The sequence below is a fragment of the Frankia sp. QA3 genome (genome assembly GCF_000262465.1).
In the GTDB taxonomy this organism is placed as follows: domain Bacteria; phylum Actinomycetota; class Actinomycetes; order Frankiales; family Frankiaceae; genus Frankia.
Genome location: NZ_CM001489.1, coordinates 6,774,833 through 6,792,369 on the forward strand (window position 1 = coordinate 6,774,833; position 17,537 = coordinate 6,792,369).

Annotated in this window: 11 protein-coding genes; all 11 read left to right on the forward strand. The window is 73.0% G+C overall.

Features of this window, described 5'->3' with window-relative positions; all coding sequences use genetic code 11:
• Nucleotides 1-410 precede the first annotated feature (410 nt).
• Nucleotides 411-1,361: a UDP-glucuronic acid decarboxylase family protein gene (locus FRAQA3DRAFT_RS27750; protein ID WP_009742372.1), complete on the forward strand. Its 951-nt coding sequence runs from the start codon at nt 411-413 to the stop codon at nt 1,359-1,361.
• Nucleotides 1,362-2,025: 664 nt separating this feature from the next.
• On the forward strand, nt 2,026-3,093 hold the full coding sequence (gene galE, locus FRAQA3DRAFT_RS27755) for a UDP-glucose 4-epimerase GalE (protein WP_009742373.1): 1,068 nt from the start codon (nt 2,026-2,028) through the stop codon (nt 3,091-3,093).
• Complete coding sequence (locus tag FRAQA3DRAFT_RS27760) at nt 3,071-4,627, forward strand: UDP-glucose/GDP-mannose dehydrogenase family protein (RefSeq protein WP_009742374.1); 1,557 nt, start codon at nt 3,071-3,073, stop codon at nt 4,625-4,627. Before galE ends, FRAQA3DRAFT_RS27760 begins: the two co-directional genes overlap by 23 nt.
• A 207-nt stretch (nt 4,628-4,834) precedes the next feature.
• Nucleotides 4,835-6,157 carry a histidine--tRNA ligase gene (gene hisS, locus FRAQA3DRAFT_RS27765; RefSeq protein ID WP_009742375.1) on the forward strand — a complete coding sequence of 441 codons (1,323 nt, stop codon included), beginning with the start codon at nt 4,835-4,837 and terminating at the stop codon, nt 6,155-6,157.
• A gap of 691 nt (nt 6,158-6,848) precedes the next feature.
• Nucleotides 6,849-7,583: an FAD-dependent thymidylate synthase gene (gene thyX / locus FRAQA3DRAFT_RS27770; RefSeq protein WP_035923628.1), complete on the forward strand. Its 735-nt coding sequence runs from the start codon at nt 6,849-6,851 to the stop codon at nt 7,581-7,583.
• 37 nt (nt 7,584-7,620) lie between these two features.
• Complete coding sequence (locus tag FRAQA3DRAFT_RS27775; RefSeq protein ID WP_009742377.1) at nt 7,621-10,050, forward strand: phosphoketolase; 2,430 nt, start codon at nt 7,621-7,623, stop codon at nt 10,048-10,050.
• A gap of 2 nt (nt 10,051-10,052) precedes the next feature.
• Complete coding sequence (locus FRAQA3DRAFT_RS27780) at nt 10,053-11,183, forward strand: acetate/propionate family kinase (RefSeq protein WP_009742378.1); 1,131 nt, start codon at nt 10,053-10,055, stop codon at nt 11,181-11,183.
• Nucleotides 11,184-11,332: 149 nt separating this feature from the next.
• Complete coding sequence (locus FRAQA3DRAFT_RS27785) at nt 11,333-12,988, forward strand: hypothetical protein (protein ID WP_009742379.1); 1,656 nt, start codon at nt 11,333-11,335, stop codon at nt 12,986-12,988.
• 755 nt (nt 12,989-13,743) lie between these two features.
• Entirely contained in the window at nt 13,744-14,751 is a 1,008-nt protein-coding gene (gene dapA, locus FRAQA3DRAFT_RS27790) for a 4-hydroxy-tetrahydrodipicolinate synthase (RefSeq protein WP_009742381.1), read from the forward strand.
• Nucleotides 14,748-16,433, forward strand: a complete 1,686-nt coding sequence (locus FRAQA3DRAFT_RS27795; RefSeq protein WP_009742382.1) for a ribonuclease J — start codon at nt 14,748-14,750, stop codon at nt 16,431-16,433. The genes dapA and FRAQA3DRAFT_RS27795 overlap by 4 nt, the downstream gene beginning before the upstream one ends.
• Before the next feature lie 359 nt (nt 16,434-16,792).
• A partial coding sequence (locus tag FRAQA3DRAFT_RS27800; protein ID WP_009742383.1) for a DNA translocase FtsK 4TM domain-containing protein occupies nt 16,793-17,537 on the forward strand: 745 nt, incomplete at its 3' end.

Sequence of the window (17,537 nt, forward strand, 5' to 3'; positions counted from 1 at the left end):
ATCAGGCGCCGACCCAGATCGCGGATTTCCTGGTATCGGGGTGACGTTGGGGGAGGGGTGGTGTACTAACCAGTCGGCGGCCTGTGTACCATGCCCAGAGGTCGGTGTAGCCGGCTGTCTAGACTACTGGGGGGTAGTGCTGTGGTGGTGTCACGCGGCCTTTCGTGGCCGGTCCGGCAGTGGCTATGCTGACCGTCCGGGCGGACCAGCGGCCGCGGTGATCCCTCGATTCCGGACGATCTGACGTCCGGTTTCCCGGCCTCCCCACCTGCCCAGGCGGCGCCGTCCCATCCGCTGCGCCGCCCTTCTGCCTGGCTCTCGGGATGCGTCCGTCCGCGCCGCCGCCCGTCCCACGGCGGTAGGTGGGCACTTTCCAGGGTCCTCGATGTTCAGATCCGGGAGCACTCGACGTGCGTGCGATAGTGACCGGCGGCGCCGGTTTCCTCGGCAGTCATCTCTGTGAGCGTCTGCTCGGCGACGGCTACGAGGTCATCTGCTTCGACAACTTCCTCACCGGCCGGCCGGACAACGTCGAGCACCTGCTCGTCGATCCCCGTTTCCGTCTGGTCAACCGGAACGTGAACGACTTCATTTATGTTTCCGGCCCGGTCGACGTCGTGCTGCACTTCGCCTCCCCGGCATCGCCTCTTGATTACTACGAGCTGCCGATCGAGACGCTCAAGGTCGGCTCGCTCGGCACGTTCCACGCCCTGGGCCTCGCCCGGGAGAAGCGCGCTCGATTCCTGCTCGCCTCCACCTCCGAGTCCTACGGGGACCCGCAGGTCAATCCGCAGCCGGAGACCTACTGGGGCAACGTGAACCCGGTCGGCCCGCGCAGCGTCTACGACGAGGCGAAGCGTTTCGCCGAGGCCGTGACGATGGCCTACCGCCGCAAGCACGGCGTCGACACGGCGATCGTGCGGATCTTCAACACCTACGGCCCCCGGATGCGGGTGGACGACGGGCGCGCCATCCCCGCCTTCGTCTCTCAGGCGCTGCGCGGGGAGCCCATCACCGTCGCCGGCGACGGCTCGCAGACCCGCTCCATCTGCTACGTCGACGACCTGATCGACGGGATCGTCCGGCTGCTGCACTCGGACCTCCCCGGCCCGGTGAACATCGGCAACCCGCACGAGATGTCGATCCTCGACACGGCGAAGCTCGTGCGCGACCTGTGCGGGTCGACGGCGCCGATCACCTTTGTCCCCCGGCCCCAGGACGATCCCTCCGTGCGCCAGCCGGACATCACCATCGCCCGCACCAGGCTCGGCTGGGAGCCGAAGACGAGCCTGCACGAGGGCCTGACCCGCACGATCTCCTGGTTCGCCGGCCAGCTCCCCGAGAGCCGCCAGGTCGCCTGAGCCCGCGGCGCGCTCCGTCGGCGCCCCGGGCGGACACAGTCCGTACCTGGCTTCGGTGGCGGCGCCGCCCGAGGTCGCGGCCGGTATCCGTGCGGCCGCGTCACCGCTGGGGAGGTCGATTGGGGATGGCGACCAAGGCGCCGCGTGTCCTCCTTCCGGCCGCGGTCGACCGTCCGGCCGCGGTCGACGCGGTGCCGGTCCCGGCCCGCGCCACGACCCCCGCGTCCGGGATCGGGATCGGCCGGTTGCCGGTTCCCCGGGATCACCGGCGCGGCTCGGGGCGCGGGCCACGTGTGCGGGTTGCCGGGGATCCGGGCCCGCGGCGTTTCCGCGCGCGACACTCCCGAAACCGTTCGCCCACGTTGTCGTCCCGAATGGTGCCGGCCGGCTGGAGAACCGGCCGGTCGGCCCGAACGCCCGCATGCCGGCGTCGCCAGCGGCGCCCGGTCGAACCCGAGTGCGGGGCGGTGACCGTGCGACCTGGGGGTTATGTTCTCCTGTGCCTGTTGTCCGCGGCCTCCTGCGTTCTGGCGCCCCTCGAGCTGTCCTTCGCGAACGAGGGTTGTCCGAGTCGACGGTGAGCCGAGTTGACGGTGAGCCGAGTTGACGGTGAGCCGAGTTGGCGAAGAGCCGAGTTGACGAAGAGGAACTGGATGGCCGAGCTATGACGTCGACAGACCGGACCGGGACCGTCCTGGTGACCGGGGCCGCGGGATTCATCGGTTCGCACACCTGTGTCGACCTCCTCGCGGCGGGGCACCGGGTGGTGGGCGTGGACAACTTCGTCAACAGTTCGCCACGGGCCCTGGACCGGTTGCGAAAGGTCGCCGACCGGGACCTCGACTTCGTCCGGCTCGACGTGCGCGACCGAACGGCTCTTGGCGAGGTGTTCCGCCGCTGGCCGATCGACTCGGTGATCCACTTCGCCGCGCGCAAAGCGGTGGGTGAGTCGGTCGAGATGCCGCTGGAGTACTACGACACCAACGTCAACGCGACGCTGGGCCTGGTTAGCGTCATGGCCGAGCACGGCGTGCGCCGACTGGTCTTCTCATCGTCCTGCTCCATCTACGGCACGGTCGACACGGTGCCGATCACCGAGGACACCCCGGCCCGGCCGACCAACCCGTACTCGCGCACCAAGTGGATGTGCGAGCAGATCCTTGCCGACGTCTGCGCCCGCGACCCGGCCTGGCACGTCATCTCGCTGCGGTACTTCAATCCCACCGGGGCGCACGAGTCGGGCCTGCTCGGCGAGGATCCCCGCGGGGTACCGAACAACGTCATGCCCTACCTCGCCCAGGTGGCGGTCGGCCGGCGCGCCGAGCTGTCCATCTTCGGCGACGACTACCCCACGCCCGACGGCACCGGGGTGCGCGACTACATCCACGTGGTCGACCTGGCCGAGGGCCATCGCCTGGCCCTCGATCACCTCGATGACCAGTCGGGACACCGGGTCATCAACCTGGGAACCGGCGCCGGGACGTCCGTGCGGGAGCTGCACGCGGCCTTCTCCGCCGCCTGCGGCCGGGATCTTCCCTGTCGCGTCGTGGCGCGGCGGTCGGGGGACGTCGCCGCGCTGGTCGCCGACGCCACGCTCGCCCGCGAGGCACTCGGCTGGACCGCCCGCCGCAGCGTCGCGGACATGTGCCGGGACGCCTGGCAGTTCCAGCGCCTCAATCCAGGGGGGTACGACGATGAAGGGGAGCCTGATGAGCACGTCGGACAGCGATGAGGACGCGGCGGCGTCGGGCACCGGGCTCCGCCCGCGGCTGACGGTCATCGGAACCGGCTATCTCGGCGCCACGCACGCGGTCTGCATGGCCGAGCTGGGTTTCGAGGTGCTTGCCGTCGACGTCGACCACTCGAAGATCTCCCGGCTCTCCGCGGGCGAGATCCCGTTCTTCGAGCCCGATCTCGCCGATCTGCTGCGGGCGAACCTCGCGACCGGCCGGCTGCGGTTCACGACCTCCTTCGAGGAGATCGCCGAGTTCGGCGACGTGCACTTCGTCTGCGTCGGCACGCCGCAGCGTCCCGACGGCTACGGGGCGGATCTCAGCCATCTCAACGCGGCCATCGAGCGGTTGGCGCCCATGCTGACCAGGCCGTGCCTGGTGGTCGGCAAGTCCACCGTCCCGGCCGGCACGGCCGCCGGCATCGCCCGCGCCCTCGCCCGGCTCGCCCCGGCGAATCATTCGGCCGCAGCGACGGCGGATGCCGGGGCGGACGCCGAGACCGATGCCGACATCGTCCCCGACCTCGCCGGCGTCCAGCTTGCCTGGAACCCGGAGTTCCTGCGTGAGGGCTTCGCCGTCGCCGACACCCTGCATCCCGACCGGCTCGTGTTCGGGGTCGCCTCGCCCGCCGCCGAGGGGGCGCTGCGGGCGGCCTTCGCCCCGGTGATCGCCCAGGGCGTGCCCGTGATCGTGACCGACTACGCGACTGCGGAGCTCGTCAAGACCGCGGCGAACTCCTTCCTCGCGACGAAGATCTCCTTCATCAACGCGATGGCGGAGGTGTGCGAGGCCGTCGACGCCGACGTGCTCACCCTGGCCGAGGCGCTGTCCCACGACGTCCGCATCGGCGGCAACTTCCTGCGCCCCGGCGTCGGGTTCGGTGGCGGCTGCCTGCCCAAGGACATCCGGGCCTTCCAGGCGCGTGCCGATGAGCTCGGCGTCGGCGTCGCACTGCGGTTCCTGCGCGAGATCGACGAGATCAACAACCGGCGCCGGGACCGGGTCGTCGACCTGGTCTCCGCGGCGCTCGACGGCACGCTGGCGCATCGGCGACTGCTCGTGCTCGGCGCCGCCTTCAAACCCAACTCCGACGACGTGCGCGACTCGCCGGCGCTCGCCGTCGCGGACCTGCTGGCTCGCACCGGCGCCGACGTGACGGTCGTCGACCCGGTGGCGACCCCCAACGCGCGGCGCGCCCTGCCCGGCGTCACCTACAGCGAGACCGTCGAGGACGTGGCCGCGGACGCCGACGCCGTCGTGCTGCTCACCGAGTGGCGCCAGTTCGCCGAGCTCGACCCGGCCCGGCTCGGCCAGCTCGTCCGCCGCAAGCTGGTCATCGACGCCCGGCACGCCCTCGACGGGGACCGGTGGCGCCAGGCCGGCTGGGTCTACCTGGCCCCGGGACGGCCGACGGGTGTCATTCCCAGCCCGGTGCCGGAGCAGCGGCCGCGGTTCGGGCTGCCCGCCGCGACCGGCCCGGACGCCGCCGCCCGCGACGCGGAGATCGAGGCGCCGGTGGGGCGCCGGTCCTGACCGGCGCGGGTGCGCGTCCCGGCGGGACGGGGCCTGATGGAGCGGGGCTCCGTCCCGCCGGGACGGTCCGGGGGTGATCCACGAGGTAGGGTGCAACGCATGCGTCGTCTCTCTCGACATCGGTGAGCCCCGCCCGGCGTCGCGGTCGGCCGCGCCCGGGACGGCAGGTGCCCGTCCGTTCGAGATCGATGAGGAGACTCCCCGGCGATGAGTGACGCGCCGATCGTCCGCCCCCTGCCCGTCAGCGGTTTCCCGGAGTGGCTGCCCGAGGTCCGGATCGTCGAGCAGCACTGGCTCGACACGATCCGGGCGACCTTCGAGCGTTACGGCTTCTGCTCGGTGGAGACCCCCTCGGTCGAGGCGCTGGACGTGCTCACCGCGAAGGGGGAGACCTCCCAGGAGGTCTACACGCTGCGCCGCCTGCAGGCCGACGCCGACGATGACAGCGCCCGCCTCGGCCTGCACTTCGACCTGACCGTGCCGTTCGCCCGGTACGTGGCCGCGCACTTCAACGAACTCGTCTTCCCGTTCAAGCGCTACCAGATGCAGCGGGTGTGGCGCGGCGAGCGGCCGCAGGAGGGCCGCTTCCGCGAGTTCACCCAGTGCGACATCGACGTCATCAACGTCGACCGGGTGCCCCTGCACTTCGACGCCGAGCTGCCCCGGATCGTCCACGAGGTGCTCGGCACCCTGGGCGTCCCGCCCTGGACTCTCAACATCAACAACCGCAAGGTGCTGCAGGGGTTCTACGAGGGGCTGGGGATCGGCGATCCGCTCGCGGTCATCCGGATCGCCGACAAGATGGACAAGGTCGGCCCCGACGGCGTCGCGAACCTGCTCGCCGCCCAGGCCGGGCTCGACGCGGACCAGGTTCGGGCCTGCCTCGATCTCGCCGCGATCCGGGCGACGGGCCCCGGGGTCGTCGACGAGGTGCGCCGCCTGGGCGTGAAGTCGGATCTGCTCACCGAGGGCCTCGACGAGCTCGCCCAGGTCCTCGACGACCTCGCCGACCTGCCCGCGGGCAGCGTCGTCGCCGACCTGTCGATCGCCCGCGGCCTCGACTACTACACCGGCACGGTCTACGAGGCGAAGTTCGTCGACTGGCCCGATTTCGGCAGCATCTGTTCCGGCGGCCGATACGAGAACCTGGCCGGCTCGTTCATCCGCCGCAATCTGCCCGGGGTCGGCATCTCCATCGGCCTGACCCGCATCTTCGCCAAGCTCCTCGCCGAGGGCCTGCTGCCGACCGGCCCGGCGAGCCCCGCCGACGTGCTCGTGGTCATCCCCACCGCGCAGCGCCGGGCGGCGGCGCTGGCCACCGCGAGCGCGCTGCGCGCCCGCGGGCTGAAGGTCGAGACCTACCACCAGCCGGACAAGCTCGCCAAGCAGATCCGCTACGCCGCCCGCAAGGGCATCGGCTTCGTCTGGTTCCCCCCCTTCGACGAGGGTCGGGAGCACGAGGTGAAGAACATGGCGACCGGCGACCAGGCCGCCGCCGATCCCGCCGCCTGGACCCTGCCCTCGTCCTGACCGGGGCCTGGTTCTGACCTGCGTCGCGACCTGACCCGACCTGGCCTGGCGGCCCCGGTTCGGGCCCCGTCCGGGTGCCGGCCTGCGCGGCTGTGGGTGCGTGCTGCGCGGCTGCGGCGGGTTCCGGATGCGCGCGGCGGGTGGGCCGCCGCGCCATCGCGGGGGAGGGCTGCCCGCCGCGGCGTGGCTGGGCGGCCGGGGATTGACGGGGGCGGAGACCCCCGACCGCGCCAGGCCACGCCGCGCGAGCGGGCACTGCGACTCCTCGTCGTTGGGGACTGACGAGGAGTCCACAACCGGTGTACCACGCCTGCGCCGGCCCCCAATCCCCGTGCGCCGATCGCGTGACCGGACGGGTAAGTGGGTGCCGACACCGGCCGCGTTGGGCGATTGCTGGCCCGCTCGACTGATTGCGGACCGGCTCGGCTGATTGCGGACCGCAGTCCTGGTGCGCGCTCACCCGTCCAGATGCGGATTCGCGAGGTCCGGCGTACGCCGGGGGCCTTGGAGCGTCTACCGTGGTCGCAGTCCGCGCCGGGGCAAGGGTCGCTCCGGGGTGCCGCGGTGGGTGATGGAGGTGGCAGTGTCTGAGCCGGCGTCCGAACCGATTCCCGGGACGGCGTCCCAGGCGGTACCCGGCGCGGCGACGCCGGGGTCCGCGGTGGCGCCCGCCGGTCCGGCGACCGCCCGGCTGCGGGTCCAGGTGATTGCGAAGACCGAGTTCCTCCCGCCGGCGGACGTGCCGTGGAGCACCGACGCGGACGGCGGCCAGGCGCTGGCGGAGTTCGCCGGCCGGGCCTGCTACCAGAGCTGGAGCAAGCCCAACCCGGCGACCGCGACCAACGCCGGCTACCTGCGCCACATCCTCGACGTGGGGCATCTGTCGGTGCTCGAACACGGCACCGTCTCGCTCTACCTCACCGGCGTCTCGCGCAGCCTCACCCACGAGCTGGTCCGCCACCGGCACTTCTCCTACAGCCAGCTGTCCCAGCGTTACGTCCCCGAGCGCGACGCGGCGATCGTCGAGCCCGAGGTCGTGGCCGGCGACCCCGAGCTGCACGCGCTGTTCGAGCAGGCCGCGGCGGCGTCCCTGGAGGCGTACGGCCGGCTGCTGGAGGGGCTGGAGAAGCGGTTCGCCGACATCTCCGCCCCCACCTCACGGCGCAAGCAGGCCCGGCAGGCCGCCCGCTCGGTCCTGATGAACGCGACCGAGACCCGCATCGTCGTCACCGGGAACTACCGGGCGTGGCGGCATTTCATCGCGATGCGCGCCAGCGAGCACGCCGATGTGGAGATTCGTGGTCTCGCCGTCACGATTCTGCGCGAACTGCACGCGGTGGCGCCCAACGTCTTCTCCGACTTCCGCATCTCCACCCTGGACGACGGCACGGAAGTCGCCTCCAGTCCGTTGGTCGGGGAGGGCTGAGGCAGCCGGCGCCGGCCGGCGCAGGGAGGAGCATCGGATGGCCAGCGTCGTCGACGCCGCGCGGCGGGAGGACTCGGACGAGGCCACGGGCCCGCTGTCCGCCGCGGAGCTCGAACTGCTCAACGCCTACTGGCGGGCGGCGAACTACCTGTCCGTCGGCCAGATCTATCTGCTGGACAATCCGCTGCTCACCGAGCCGCTGCGCGCCGAGCACGTCAAGCCGCGCCTGCTGGGCCACTGGGGCACCACGCCGGGGCTCAACCTCATCTACGCCCATCTGAACCGGCTGATCCGCCGCCTCGACCTGAATGCCGTCTACGTCATCGGCCCGGGGCACGGCGGCCCCGGAATCGTGGCGAACGCCTACCTGGAGGGCACCTACAGCGAGGTCTATCCCTCGATCGGCCAGGACGCCGACGGGCTGCGGCGGCTGTTCCGCCAGTTCTCCTTTCCGGGCGGGATTCCCAGCCACGTCGCCCCCGAGGTGCCCGGGTCCTTCCACGAGGGCGGTGAGCTCGGCTATGCGCTCACCCATGCGTTCGGTGCCGCCTTCGACAATCCCGATCTGGTGGTCTGCGCGGTCGTCGGCGACGGCGAGGCGGAGACGGGGCCGCTGGCCGCGAGCTGGCATTCCAACAAGTTCCTCGATCCGGCCCGCGACGGCGCGGTGCTGCCGATCCTGCACCTGAACGGCTACAAGATCGCCGAACCGACGGTGCTGGCCCGCATCCCCGAGTCCGAGCTGGACGAGCTGCTGCGCGGCTACGGCTACCGGCCGTACCACGTCACCGGCGACGACCCGGCCGTGGTGCACCAGCGGATGGCGGGGGCGCTGGAGGAGGCCCTCGCCGAGATCCAGGCGATCCAGCGCCGCGCCCGCGAGCTGGGCGAGACCGCCCGGCCGGCCTGGCCGGTGATCGTGCTGCGCACCCCAAAAGGCTGGACGGGCCCCGCCGTCGTCGACGGCAACCGGGTCGAGGGCAGCTGGCGCTCCCATCAGGTGCCCGTCGCCGAGCTGCACGACAACCCGGAACACCTCGCCCAGCTCGAAGCGTGGCTGCGCAGCTACCGGCCCGAGGAGCTGTTCGACGCCGACGGCCGGCTGGTGGCCGAGCTCGCGGCGCTCGCGCCGAAGGGCAACCGGCGGATGAGCGCCAACCCGCACGCCAACGGCGGCGAGCTGCTGCGCGACCTGACCCTGCCGGACTTCCGCGACTACGCCGTCGACGTCACCGCGCCGGGCACCACCCTGACCGAACCGACCCGCGTCCTCGGCCGGTTCCTGCGCGACGTGATGGCCGCCAACCCGACCACGTTCCGGGTCATGGGCCCCGACGAGACGGCGTCGAACCGGCTCGGCGCCCTGTTCGAGGTGACGAACCGGGCCTGGAACGCGCGGATCGAGCCGGGCGACGACCACCTCGCCGTCGACGGCCGGGTGATGGAGGTGCTCTCCGAGCACCTGTGCCAGGGCTGGCTGGAGGGCTACCTGCTCACCGGCCGGCACGGGTTGTTCTCCTGCTACGAGGCGTTCATCCACATCGTCGACTCGATGGTCAACCAGCACGCCAAGTGGCTCAAGACGACCCGGCACATCCCCTGGCGGCGGCCGATCGCCTCGCTGAACTACCTGCTGACCAGCCACGTCTGGCGGCAGGACCACAACGGCTTCTCGCACCAGGACCCCGGGTTCATCGACCACGTCGTGAACAAGAAGGCCGAGGTCGTCCGGGTGTACCTGCCACCGGACGCCAACACCCTGCTCTCCGTCGGCGACCACTGCCTGCGCAGCCGGCACTACATCAACGTAATCGTGGCGGGCAAGCAGCCGGCGCTGAACTACCTGTCGATGCCCGACGCGATCGCGCACTGCACGCGGGGCCTGGGCATCTGGGACTGGGCGAGCAACGACCACCTGGCTGGCGGGGACGGCGTAGCCGGCGGGGACGGCCTGCCCGACGTCGTGATGGCCTGCGCCGGCGACATCCCGACCCTGGAGACCCTGGCCGCGGTGGACCTCCTGCGCCAGCACTTCCCGGACCTCAAGGTCCGCGTCGTCAACGTCGTCGACCTGATGTGCCTGCAGGACTCCGCCGAGCACCCGCACGGGATCTCCGACGCCCGCTTCGACGCGCTGTTCACGACCGACCGCCCGGTCATCTTCGCCTACCACGGCTACCCGTGGCTGATCCACCGGCTCACCTACCGCCGCCGCAACCACCAGAACCTGCACGTGCGCGGCTACATCGAGGAGGGGACGACCACCACCCCCTTCGACATGGTCATGCTCAACAACCTGGACCGCTTCCACCTCGTGGCCGACGTCATCGACCGGGTGCCGAGCCTGGGCGCTCGGGCCGCCCACGTCCGCCAGCAGATGGTCGACGCCCGCCTCGCCGCCCGCGCCTACACCCGCGACCACGGCGAGGACGCCCCGGAGATTCGCGACTGGACCTGGCCGTACTGACGGTGACCGGTTCGACGGTGAACGTCCTGGTGGTCAACGCCGGGTCGGCCAGCCTCAAGCTGCGGCTGATCGGCCCGGACGACACCCTGCTCGCCGCCCGGGACCTGGCCGCGCCCGCCGGGCGCGCCGACCCGGCCGAGCTGGACGCGGCACTGGGGGAGCTCGCCGGCGCCGGGAACGGCGAGCCGGGCGCGGTCGGCCACCGCATCGTGCACGGCGGCACCGAGTTCACCCGGCCGGTGCGGGTCGACGCGCAGGTGGCCGACCGGCTGCGCGCGCTGACCGCGCTCGCCCCCCTGCACCAGCCTGCGGCGCTCGATGCGCTCGACGCGGTGCGGGCGGCGCTTCCCGAGGTCGCCCAGGTCGCCTGCTTCGACACGGCGTTCCACAGCCGGCTGCCCGCCGCGGCGATGACCTACGCCCTGCCGGCGAGGTGGCGGGAACGGTACGGCATCCGCCGCTACGGCTTCCACGGGCTCTCCCACGCCCACGCCTCCCGCCGGGCGGCGCGGCTCACCGGCGCGCGGCGCATCGTGACCTGCCACCTGGGCTCGGGCGCGTCGCTTGCCGCCGTCCTCGACGGGGTCGGCGTCGACACGACGATGGGCTTCACCCCGCTGGAGGGGCTGGTGATGGGCACCCGCTCGGGCAGCGTCGACCCCGGCGCCCTGCTGTGGCTGCAGACCGAGGCCGGGGTGGGCGCGGCGGAGCTCACCGAGGGACTGTTCCGGTCCGCCGGGCTGCTCGGGCTCGCCGGCACCGCGGACATGCGCGCGGTCGAGGCCGGCGCCGCCGGCGGCGACCCGGCCTGCGTGCTCGCGCTGGATGTCTACCTGCACCGGCTGCGGGCGCAGATCGCCGCGATGACCGCGGCGCTCGGCGGGCTGGACGCCCTGGTGTTCACCGGCGGGGTCGGGGAGGGCTCGGCAGCGGTCCGCGCCGGCGCCGCGGCGGGGCTCGGGTATCTGGGGGTGGCCGTGGACCCGGCGCGCAACGCCTCGCCTGCCGACGGGACGGTCGACCGCGAGATCGGCGCACCGGGGGCGGCGGTGCGCACGCTCGTCCTCGCCGCCCGGGAGGATCTGGAGATCGCTTCCGGGGTCCGAAGCCTTCTCGCCGGTGGCGCTGGGTGAGCGGCAACCGATGATCCGGTAATGTCCTGATTCGTGCAGTCGAGGGGAGCCGTCGCGACGAGGCCGGCCGCCGCCGGGCGGGTGGCGCACCGGGATCGCCGGGCGGTCGGCGGCGGCCGTCGTACCGGCGCCGGCGGAGACCGGCGCTGATGGGGTCCGCCGGCGCGGCCGGGGCCGGGGCGATCGGCCGGCTGCGGCGGTGGAGCCGGCGCGACGACGCCGAGCATGCCCCCGTCCTCGACCTCACCGACGTCGACGAGGTCACCATGACCCTGCTCGCCCCGCCGGCGCCCTTCCAGGGACTGCGGCGGCGGGTGGTCGACCAGTTCACGATCCTCAGCGCCAACCGGTGCCGGCTGGCCCGCTCGGTCAACTGGGGTCCGTTGGACGCCGTGCTCAACCAGATCGTCCCGGTGACGGGAACGGGCCGGGTGAACACCGTCGGCAGGCTGCCGCCCGAGGTGCTGGTGCTGCTGCCGGTCTCCACCCTGTCCAAACGGGCCCTGGTGGCCTTCGACCTCACCGGCCCGGGCGGCTCGGATGCGTACCTGATGCCCTACGGCACATCGGTGGCCCTTCAGGGGAACCTGATCGCCGGGCTCGCCGATCCGCTCGGTGTGCCGCTGGACACCCCGGCCCGCCGCATGGTCGACGCCATCTCCCGCTTCCGCCCCGGCCGGCTGTCCGGCAACTACCCGCGGCTGGTGCCGGCGCGGGGGCGGCCGCTGCGGCTCGACGCGATCCGGACCTACCTGGAACGCGAGGCCGAGCTCGCCGTGCCGGCGTCCCGGCTGCGCCGATGGCAGGACCTGGTCGTCGACGCCGAGCGGGTGCTGGCCGCCGTCCTCGCCGAGCCGTTCGATCCTCTCAGCAGCGCCGAGACGCTGCTGCTCGCCGTCGGGGAGCTCTGGCGGGACCCGGACGTCCCCGACGGGCGCGACCTGGCCGCCGTCGAGCGGTACCTGACCGGGTTCACCGCCTGGATCGAGGCGCTGGTCGGCGTCGGGGCGGCGGCCGAGCCGGTGCTGACCACCGTGGCCGAGTACGGCCGGCGCTGGGAGGCGCTCGCCGCCGTCACCCTCGATCCGTACCGGCCGTTCCTGATCAAGACGAGCGAGGAGCTGCGCACCGTGCTCATCCGCGGTCGCCCCGTGCTCGGCCGGTCCGTGCCGCCGTGGCGCCAACTGCTCCACCCGGCCGCGCTTGTCGACGTCGACTCGGGTGGCACGGGCAGCTACCACGTCAGCATCGGCACCGACGACACGAGCATCGAGCTCGACACCCCGATGATGATCGACCTGTTCGGCGACCCGGTGCCGCGCACCTACATCGAGGACGTCCAGCGCAACCGGGAGGTGTATGCCTTCTACACCACCGACGCGCGCCGGCCGCCGCGGTCCCGGCTGGTCGTCGGACTCAGTGTCTCCGCGGACGTCTCCCGGATCACCGGCGCCATCAGCGTGCTGATGCTGCTCACCGTGGGCCTGTCCGCCCTGCCCGTCGAGCTGGCCCCGGATGCCGTCGCCGTGATCACGCTGCCCTCCTCGTTCGCGGCGACGGTGCTGCTCACCCGGGAGCGCAGCAGCCTGGCCGCCTGGGTGCTCGGCCCGGCGAAGACGGCCCTGCTCGCCCTGCTGGTGGCGCTGGCCGTCCTCGCCGGGCTGCGGGCCGCCGGCTGGCACGCCCCGCCCGATCCGGCGCCGCCCGTCCCCTCGGCAGCGGTGACGGATCCGCCCGCGCGGCCCGTGGAAGCCGCCGTGACCGTCCCGGACCGGCCCGGTGGCGGTACGCTGGAGGCTCTGTAGCGGCGAACGGGACGGTGGCGGATGCCGAAGAACTACGGCCCGGGTGTGGCGCTCGGTACGTTCCGTTCCGGTGGGCTGCGGTCGCTGGTGCGCCTGGGTCGCCGGGATCTGTGGTTGCGGCTGGACCGCAACATGCTAGGCGCAGGTGACCGCGGGAGCGCGCCGGGGCTGGGATCGTCCGGTCGGGCGTCCGGGGGGTCCGTTCGCGCACACTAGTCGTTCTCGCCCGTGTTCCCCGCCCCTCGTCGGCTCGCCCGATGTCGGCCGGTGCTGTGGTCGGGCCCGGCCTCGGCGGCCGCCGGCGGCGCGAAACCCCGACGGGTGGCCTCGCCGTCGACGGCGCTGGCGGGTGGATCGGGCCGGGTGTGCATGCGGGGCGGCGGCCGCCGCTGGACGAGGTCGGACGCGGTCTCGACCGTTGGGCGTGGCTGCCAGCGGTGACGCGGCGCGGCTGGTCGCTGTCCGCCCCGCCCCGGTGCGGCGCCTCGGTGCCGGACGTGGCGTGGTGGGTGCGGACGTGGTGCGGTTTGTGCAGGTGGTGATTCGTGGTCGAGGGTTGGCACGCCTGGGTGGCGTGCCCTGCCCGGTGGTGCGGCGCGGACGTCCGGTCCGGACGGATTCGCCCTGCGCGGGCCGCGCCGGCCTGGCCGGGGCGGCGGGTCGGGCGGACGATGGGTCCGCACCCGGTGCCGTACGGCACCGGGTGGAGCAAGAGTGGTTCGGTGGTTCGGCGGTTCGCGCCGGCCGGAGAGATGATGTCGGAGGTGCGCTCTAGCGTGACCGGTATGTCACTGTTGCCGCCGGCGCCGTTCGGGCGCATGATCACGGCGATGATCACGCCGTTCCTGGCGGACGGCGCTCTCGACGAGGTAGGTGCCGCGCAGCTCGCGGTCCGCCTGGTGGACGCGGGCAACGAGGCGCTCGTCGTCAACGGCACCACCGGGGAGTCGCCGACCACGACCGACGCGGAGAAGGCCCGCCTGGTGCGTGTCGTCGTCGAGGCCGTGGCCGGGCGCGCCCGCGTCGTCGCCGGCGTCGGGACCAACGACACCGCCCACACGGTGGAGCTTGCCCGGGCGGCCGAGGCCGCGGGTGCCCACGGGCTGCTCGTCGTCACGCCGTACTACAGCAAGCCGCCACAAGCCGGGCTCGCGTTGCACTTCAGAACCGTCGCGGACGCGACCGGGCTGCCCGTCATGATCTATGACATCCCCGGCCGGACCGGGGTGCCGGTGGCGACCGACACCCTGGTGCGGCTGGCTGAACACCCGCGTATCGTCGCGGTCAAGGACGCCAAGGACGACCTGGCCGCCTCCTCCTGGGTGATGGCGCGGACGGACCTGGCGTATTACTCCGGCACGGACGCGCTTACCCTGCCGCTGCTGTCCATCGGGGCCTGTGGGGTCGTCAGCGTCGTCTCGCACGTGGCCACCCCGGCGATCCGTGCCATGATCGAGGCCATTGGGGCCGGTGAGGTGGGTCGGGCGATCGCGCTGCATCAGGGCTTGCTGCCCGCGTACGAGGGAATCTTCCGAACCCAGGGGGTGATCCTGGCCAAGGCCGCGCTGCGGTTGGCCGGGCTGCCGGCGGGGCCGGTCCGGCCGCCGCTGGTCGACGCCACCCCCGCCGAGGTCGCCCGGCTGCGCGCCGACCTCGCCGAGGCGACGCTTGACGTCGGCGGCCTACGCGGGGCCGGCGCGAGCCAGGCACCGTCCGGCCCGCCGGCCGGGCTCGCCGTCGTGGCGGCGGGGGAGGTCTCATGAGCCGCCCGCACCCCGACTACGGCCCGCCCCCGCCGCTGCGCGCGGACGGCCTGCGCATCATCCCGCTCGGCGGGGTCGGCGAGATCGGCCGCAACATGACCGTCTTCGAGCACGCCGGCCGGCTGCTGATCGTCGACTGCGGCGTGCTGTTCCCGGAGGACTTCCAGCCCGGGGTCGACCTGATCCTGCCGGACTTCACCGCCATCCGGGACCGGTTGGCCGACATCGACGCGCTGATCCTCACTCACGCGCACGAGGACCACATCGGCGCGGTGCCGTACCTGCTGCGGGAGCGCCGTGACATCCCGATCATCGGGACCCGCCTCACCCTGGCGCTGCTGAACGCGAAGCTCGCCGAGCACCGGATCAAGGCGGTCACCCACGAGATCCGCGAGGAGGAGCGGCACACCTACGGGCCGTTCGAGTGCGAGTTCTTCGCGGTCAACCACTCGATTCCGGACGCGGTGGCCGTTGCCATCCGCACCGACGCCGGCCTCGTCCTGCACACCGGCGACTTCAAGATGGACCAGCTCCCGCTCGACGGCCGGCTCACCGACCTCGGCGGCTTCGCCCGGCTCGGCCGCGAGGGCGTGGACCTGCTGCTGTCCGACTCGACCAACGCCGAGGTGCCGGGCTTCGTCGCCTCCGAGCGGGAGATCGCCCCGGTGATCGACGGGGTCTTCCGGGACGCGACCCGCCGGATCATCGTCGCCTGTTTCGCCAGCCACGTGCACCGGGTGCAACAGGTGCTCGACGCCGCCGAGGCGCACGGCCGCTCGGTCTGCTTCGTCGGCCGCTCGATGGTGCGCAACATGGGCGTGGCGCGCGACCTCGGCCTGCTGCGGGTGCCGCCGGGTCTGATCATCGATGCCCGGGACGTGGACTCGCTGCCCGACCGCAACATCTGCCTGATCTCCACCGGGTCGCAGGGCGAGCCGCTGTCGGCGCTGTCCCGGATGGCCAACCGCGACCACCAGATCCGCATCCAGGCCGGGGACACCGTCGTGCTGGCCTCCAGCCTCATCCCCGGTAACGAGAACGCGGTCTTCCGGGTCATCAACGGCCTGACCCGCTACGGCGCCAAGGTCGTCCACAAGGGCGTCGCCAAGGTGCACACCTCCGGCCACGCCCCGGCGGGCGAGCTGCTTTACGTCCTCAACGCCACCCGTCCGTCCAACGTCATGCCGGTGCACGGCGAGTGGCGCCATCTGCGGGCGCACGCCAAGCTCGCCGAGGCGACGGGCGTGCCTCCCGAGCATGTGGTCCTCGCCGAGGACGGCATGGTCATCGACCTGCTCGACGGCCGGGCGCGGATCACCGGCGCGGTGCCCTGCGGCTACGTCTACGTCGACGGCGCCGCGGTCGGCGACGTTGGTGAGCCGAGCCTGAAGGACCGCCGGATCCTCGGTGAGGAGGGGTTCATCACGATCACGGTCGTGGTGGACGCCGCCGCCGGCAAGGTCGTCGTCGGTCCTGACCTGTCCGCCCGCGGCTTCACCGACTCACCCGGCACCTTCGACTCGGTGGCCAGGCTCGTCAGCGACGGGCTCGCGGACGCGATGCGCGGCGGGATGAACGACGCCGCCGCCCTGCAGCAGCTCGTGCGGCGCACGGTCGGCCGCTGGGTCAACGAGAACTACCGCCGCCGACCGATGATCGTCCCGGTGGTCCTGGAGGTCTGACCCGGCGGGGTGGCCCGTCCTCGCCTGCCCGTCCGGGTGGTATGCCCAGCACGGCGCGCCCGGTTCGTCGGGGTTGCAGGGACTCGGCCGCGTCCCTGTGTACCGTTTCGACGGTGGCCACACGTACCAGCGGCGCGCGTACGCGTGTGCAGACGGCGACGGCCACGTCCCGGCCGGGGGGCGATGGGCGTCAGACAGCAGCGCGCGGTGGCGCGGGCGGCAAGAGCCGCCCGGCCTCGGGCGGTAAGGCACGCCCGGCCGCGGGCGGCCGGGCGGCGCGGTCCGGGGGCTCCACCCGGTCCGCGCCCACCGGCCGCGCGAAGGCGCCGGACCGGCAGCGCCGGCCGCCGCTGACCCTGATGGTCGGCCAGGCCGTCGTCCGGACCGTCTACCAGGTGTGGATGACCGCGGCGACGCTGCTCGGCACCGTGCTGCGCCGGACCGGGCGGGGCGCCCGCGATCTGCGCATCGATCCCGCCCACCGGCGCGACGGGCTGGGGCTGGCGGCCTTCGGCGGGGCGATCCTGGCCGCCGTCGCGGTCTGGTTCTCCGCGGGCGGGCCCGTCGGCTCCTTCGTCGCCGCCACCCTGGAGCTGTTCGTCGGCGCCGGGGCGTGGGCGCTGCCGCTGTTCGGCCTGGGGGCCGCCTGGCGGCTCGTCCGCGCGCCGAGCGACCCGGACAGCCGCGGCCGGGTGGTGATCGGCTGGGCCGCGCTCGGGGTCGGCCTGCTCGGCGTGGTGCACATCGCCCGCGGGCTGCCCGACTTCTCCGACGGCATCGGCCGGGTCCGGGGCGCCGGCGGCCTCGTCGGCCTGCTCGGCGGTCTGCCGCTCGCGAGCGCCGTGACGTCCTTCGTCGCCATCCCGTTGCTGCTGCTGCTCGCGGCGTTCGGCGTGCTGGTGATCACCGCGACGCCGATCCGGCAGGTGCCCGAGCGGCTCGCCGAGCTCGTCGACCGGCTCACCGCCGGTGTGCGCGATCCCGAGGCGCGAGCCCGCCTCGACGACGGCTACGACTCCGACTACGACGAACTCGACGATCCGGCGTTCGCCGACGACCTGCTCGACGCGGACGCCGCCAGCGGTGTCGGCGCGTCCGCCGGTG

What these genes read in the sequence shown, in the direction of transcription:
- galE (WP_009742373.1), top strand. Translation starts at nt 2,026, where the DNA reads ATGACGTCGACAGACCGGACCGGGACCGTCCTGGTGACCGGGGCCGCG.
- FRAQA3DRAFT_RS27760 (WP_009742374.1), top strand. Translation starts at nt 3,071, where the DNA reads ATGAGCACGTCGGACAGCGATGAGGACGCGGCGGCGTCGGGCACCGGG.
- hisS (WP_009742375.1), top strand. Translation starts at nt 4,835, where the DNA reads ATGAGTGACGCGCCGATCGTCCGCCCCCTGCCCGTCAGCGGTTTCCCG.
- FRAQA3DRAFT_RS27775 (WP_009742377.1), top strand. Translation starts at nt 7,621, where the DNA reads ATGGCCAGCGTCGTCGACGCCGCGCGGCGGGAGGACTCGGACGAGGCC.
- FRAQA3DRAFT_RS27785 (WP_009742379.1), top strand. Translation starts at nt 11,333, where the DNA reads ATGGGGTCCGCCGGCGCGGCCGGGGCCGGGGCGATCGGCCGGCTGCGG.
- dapA (WP_009742381.1), top strand. Translation starts at nt 13,744, where the DNA reads ATGTCGGAGGTGCGCTCTAGCGTGACCGGTATGTCACTGTTGCCGCCG.
- FRAQA3DRAFT_RS27795 (WP_009742382.1), top strand. Translation starts at nt 14,748, where the DNA reads ATGAGCCGCCCGCACCCCGACTACGGCCCGCCCCCGCCGCTGCGCGCG.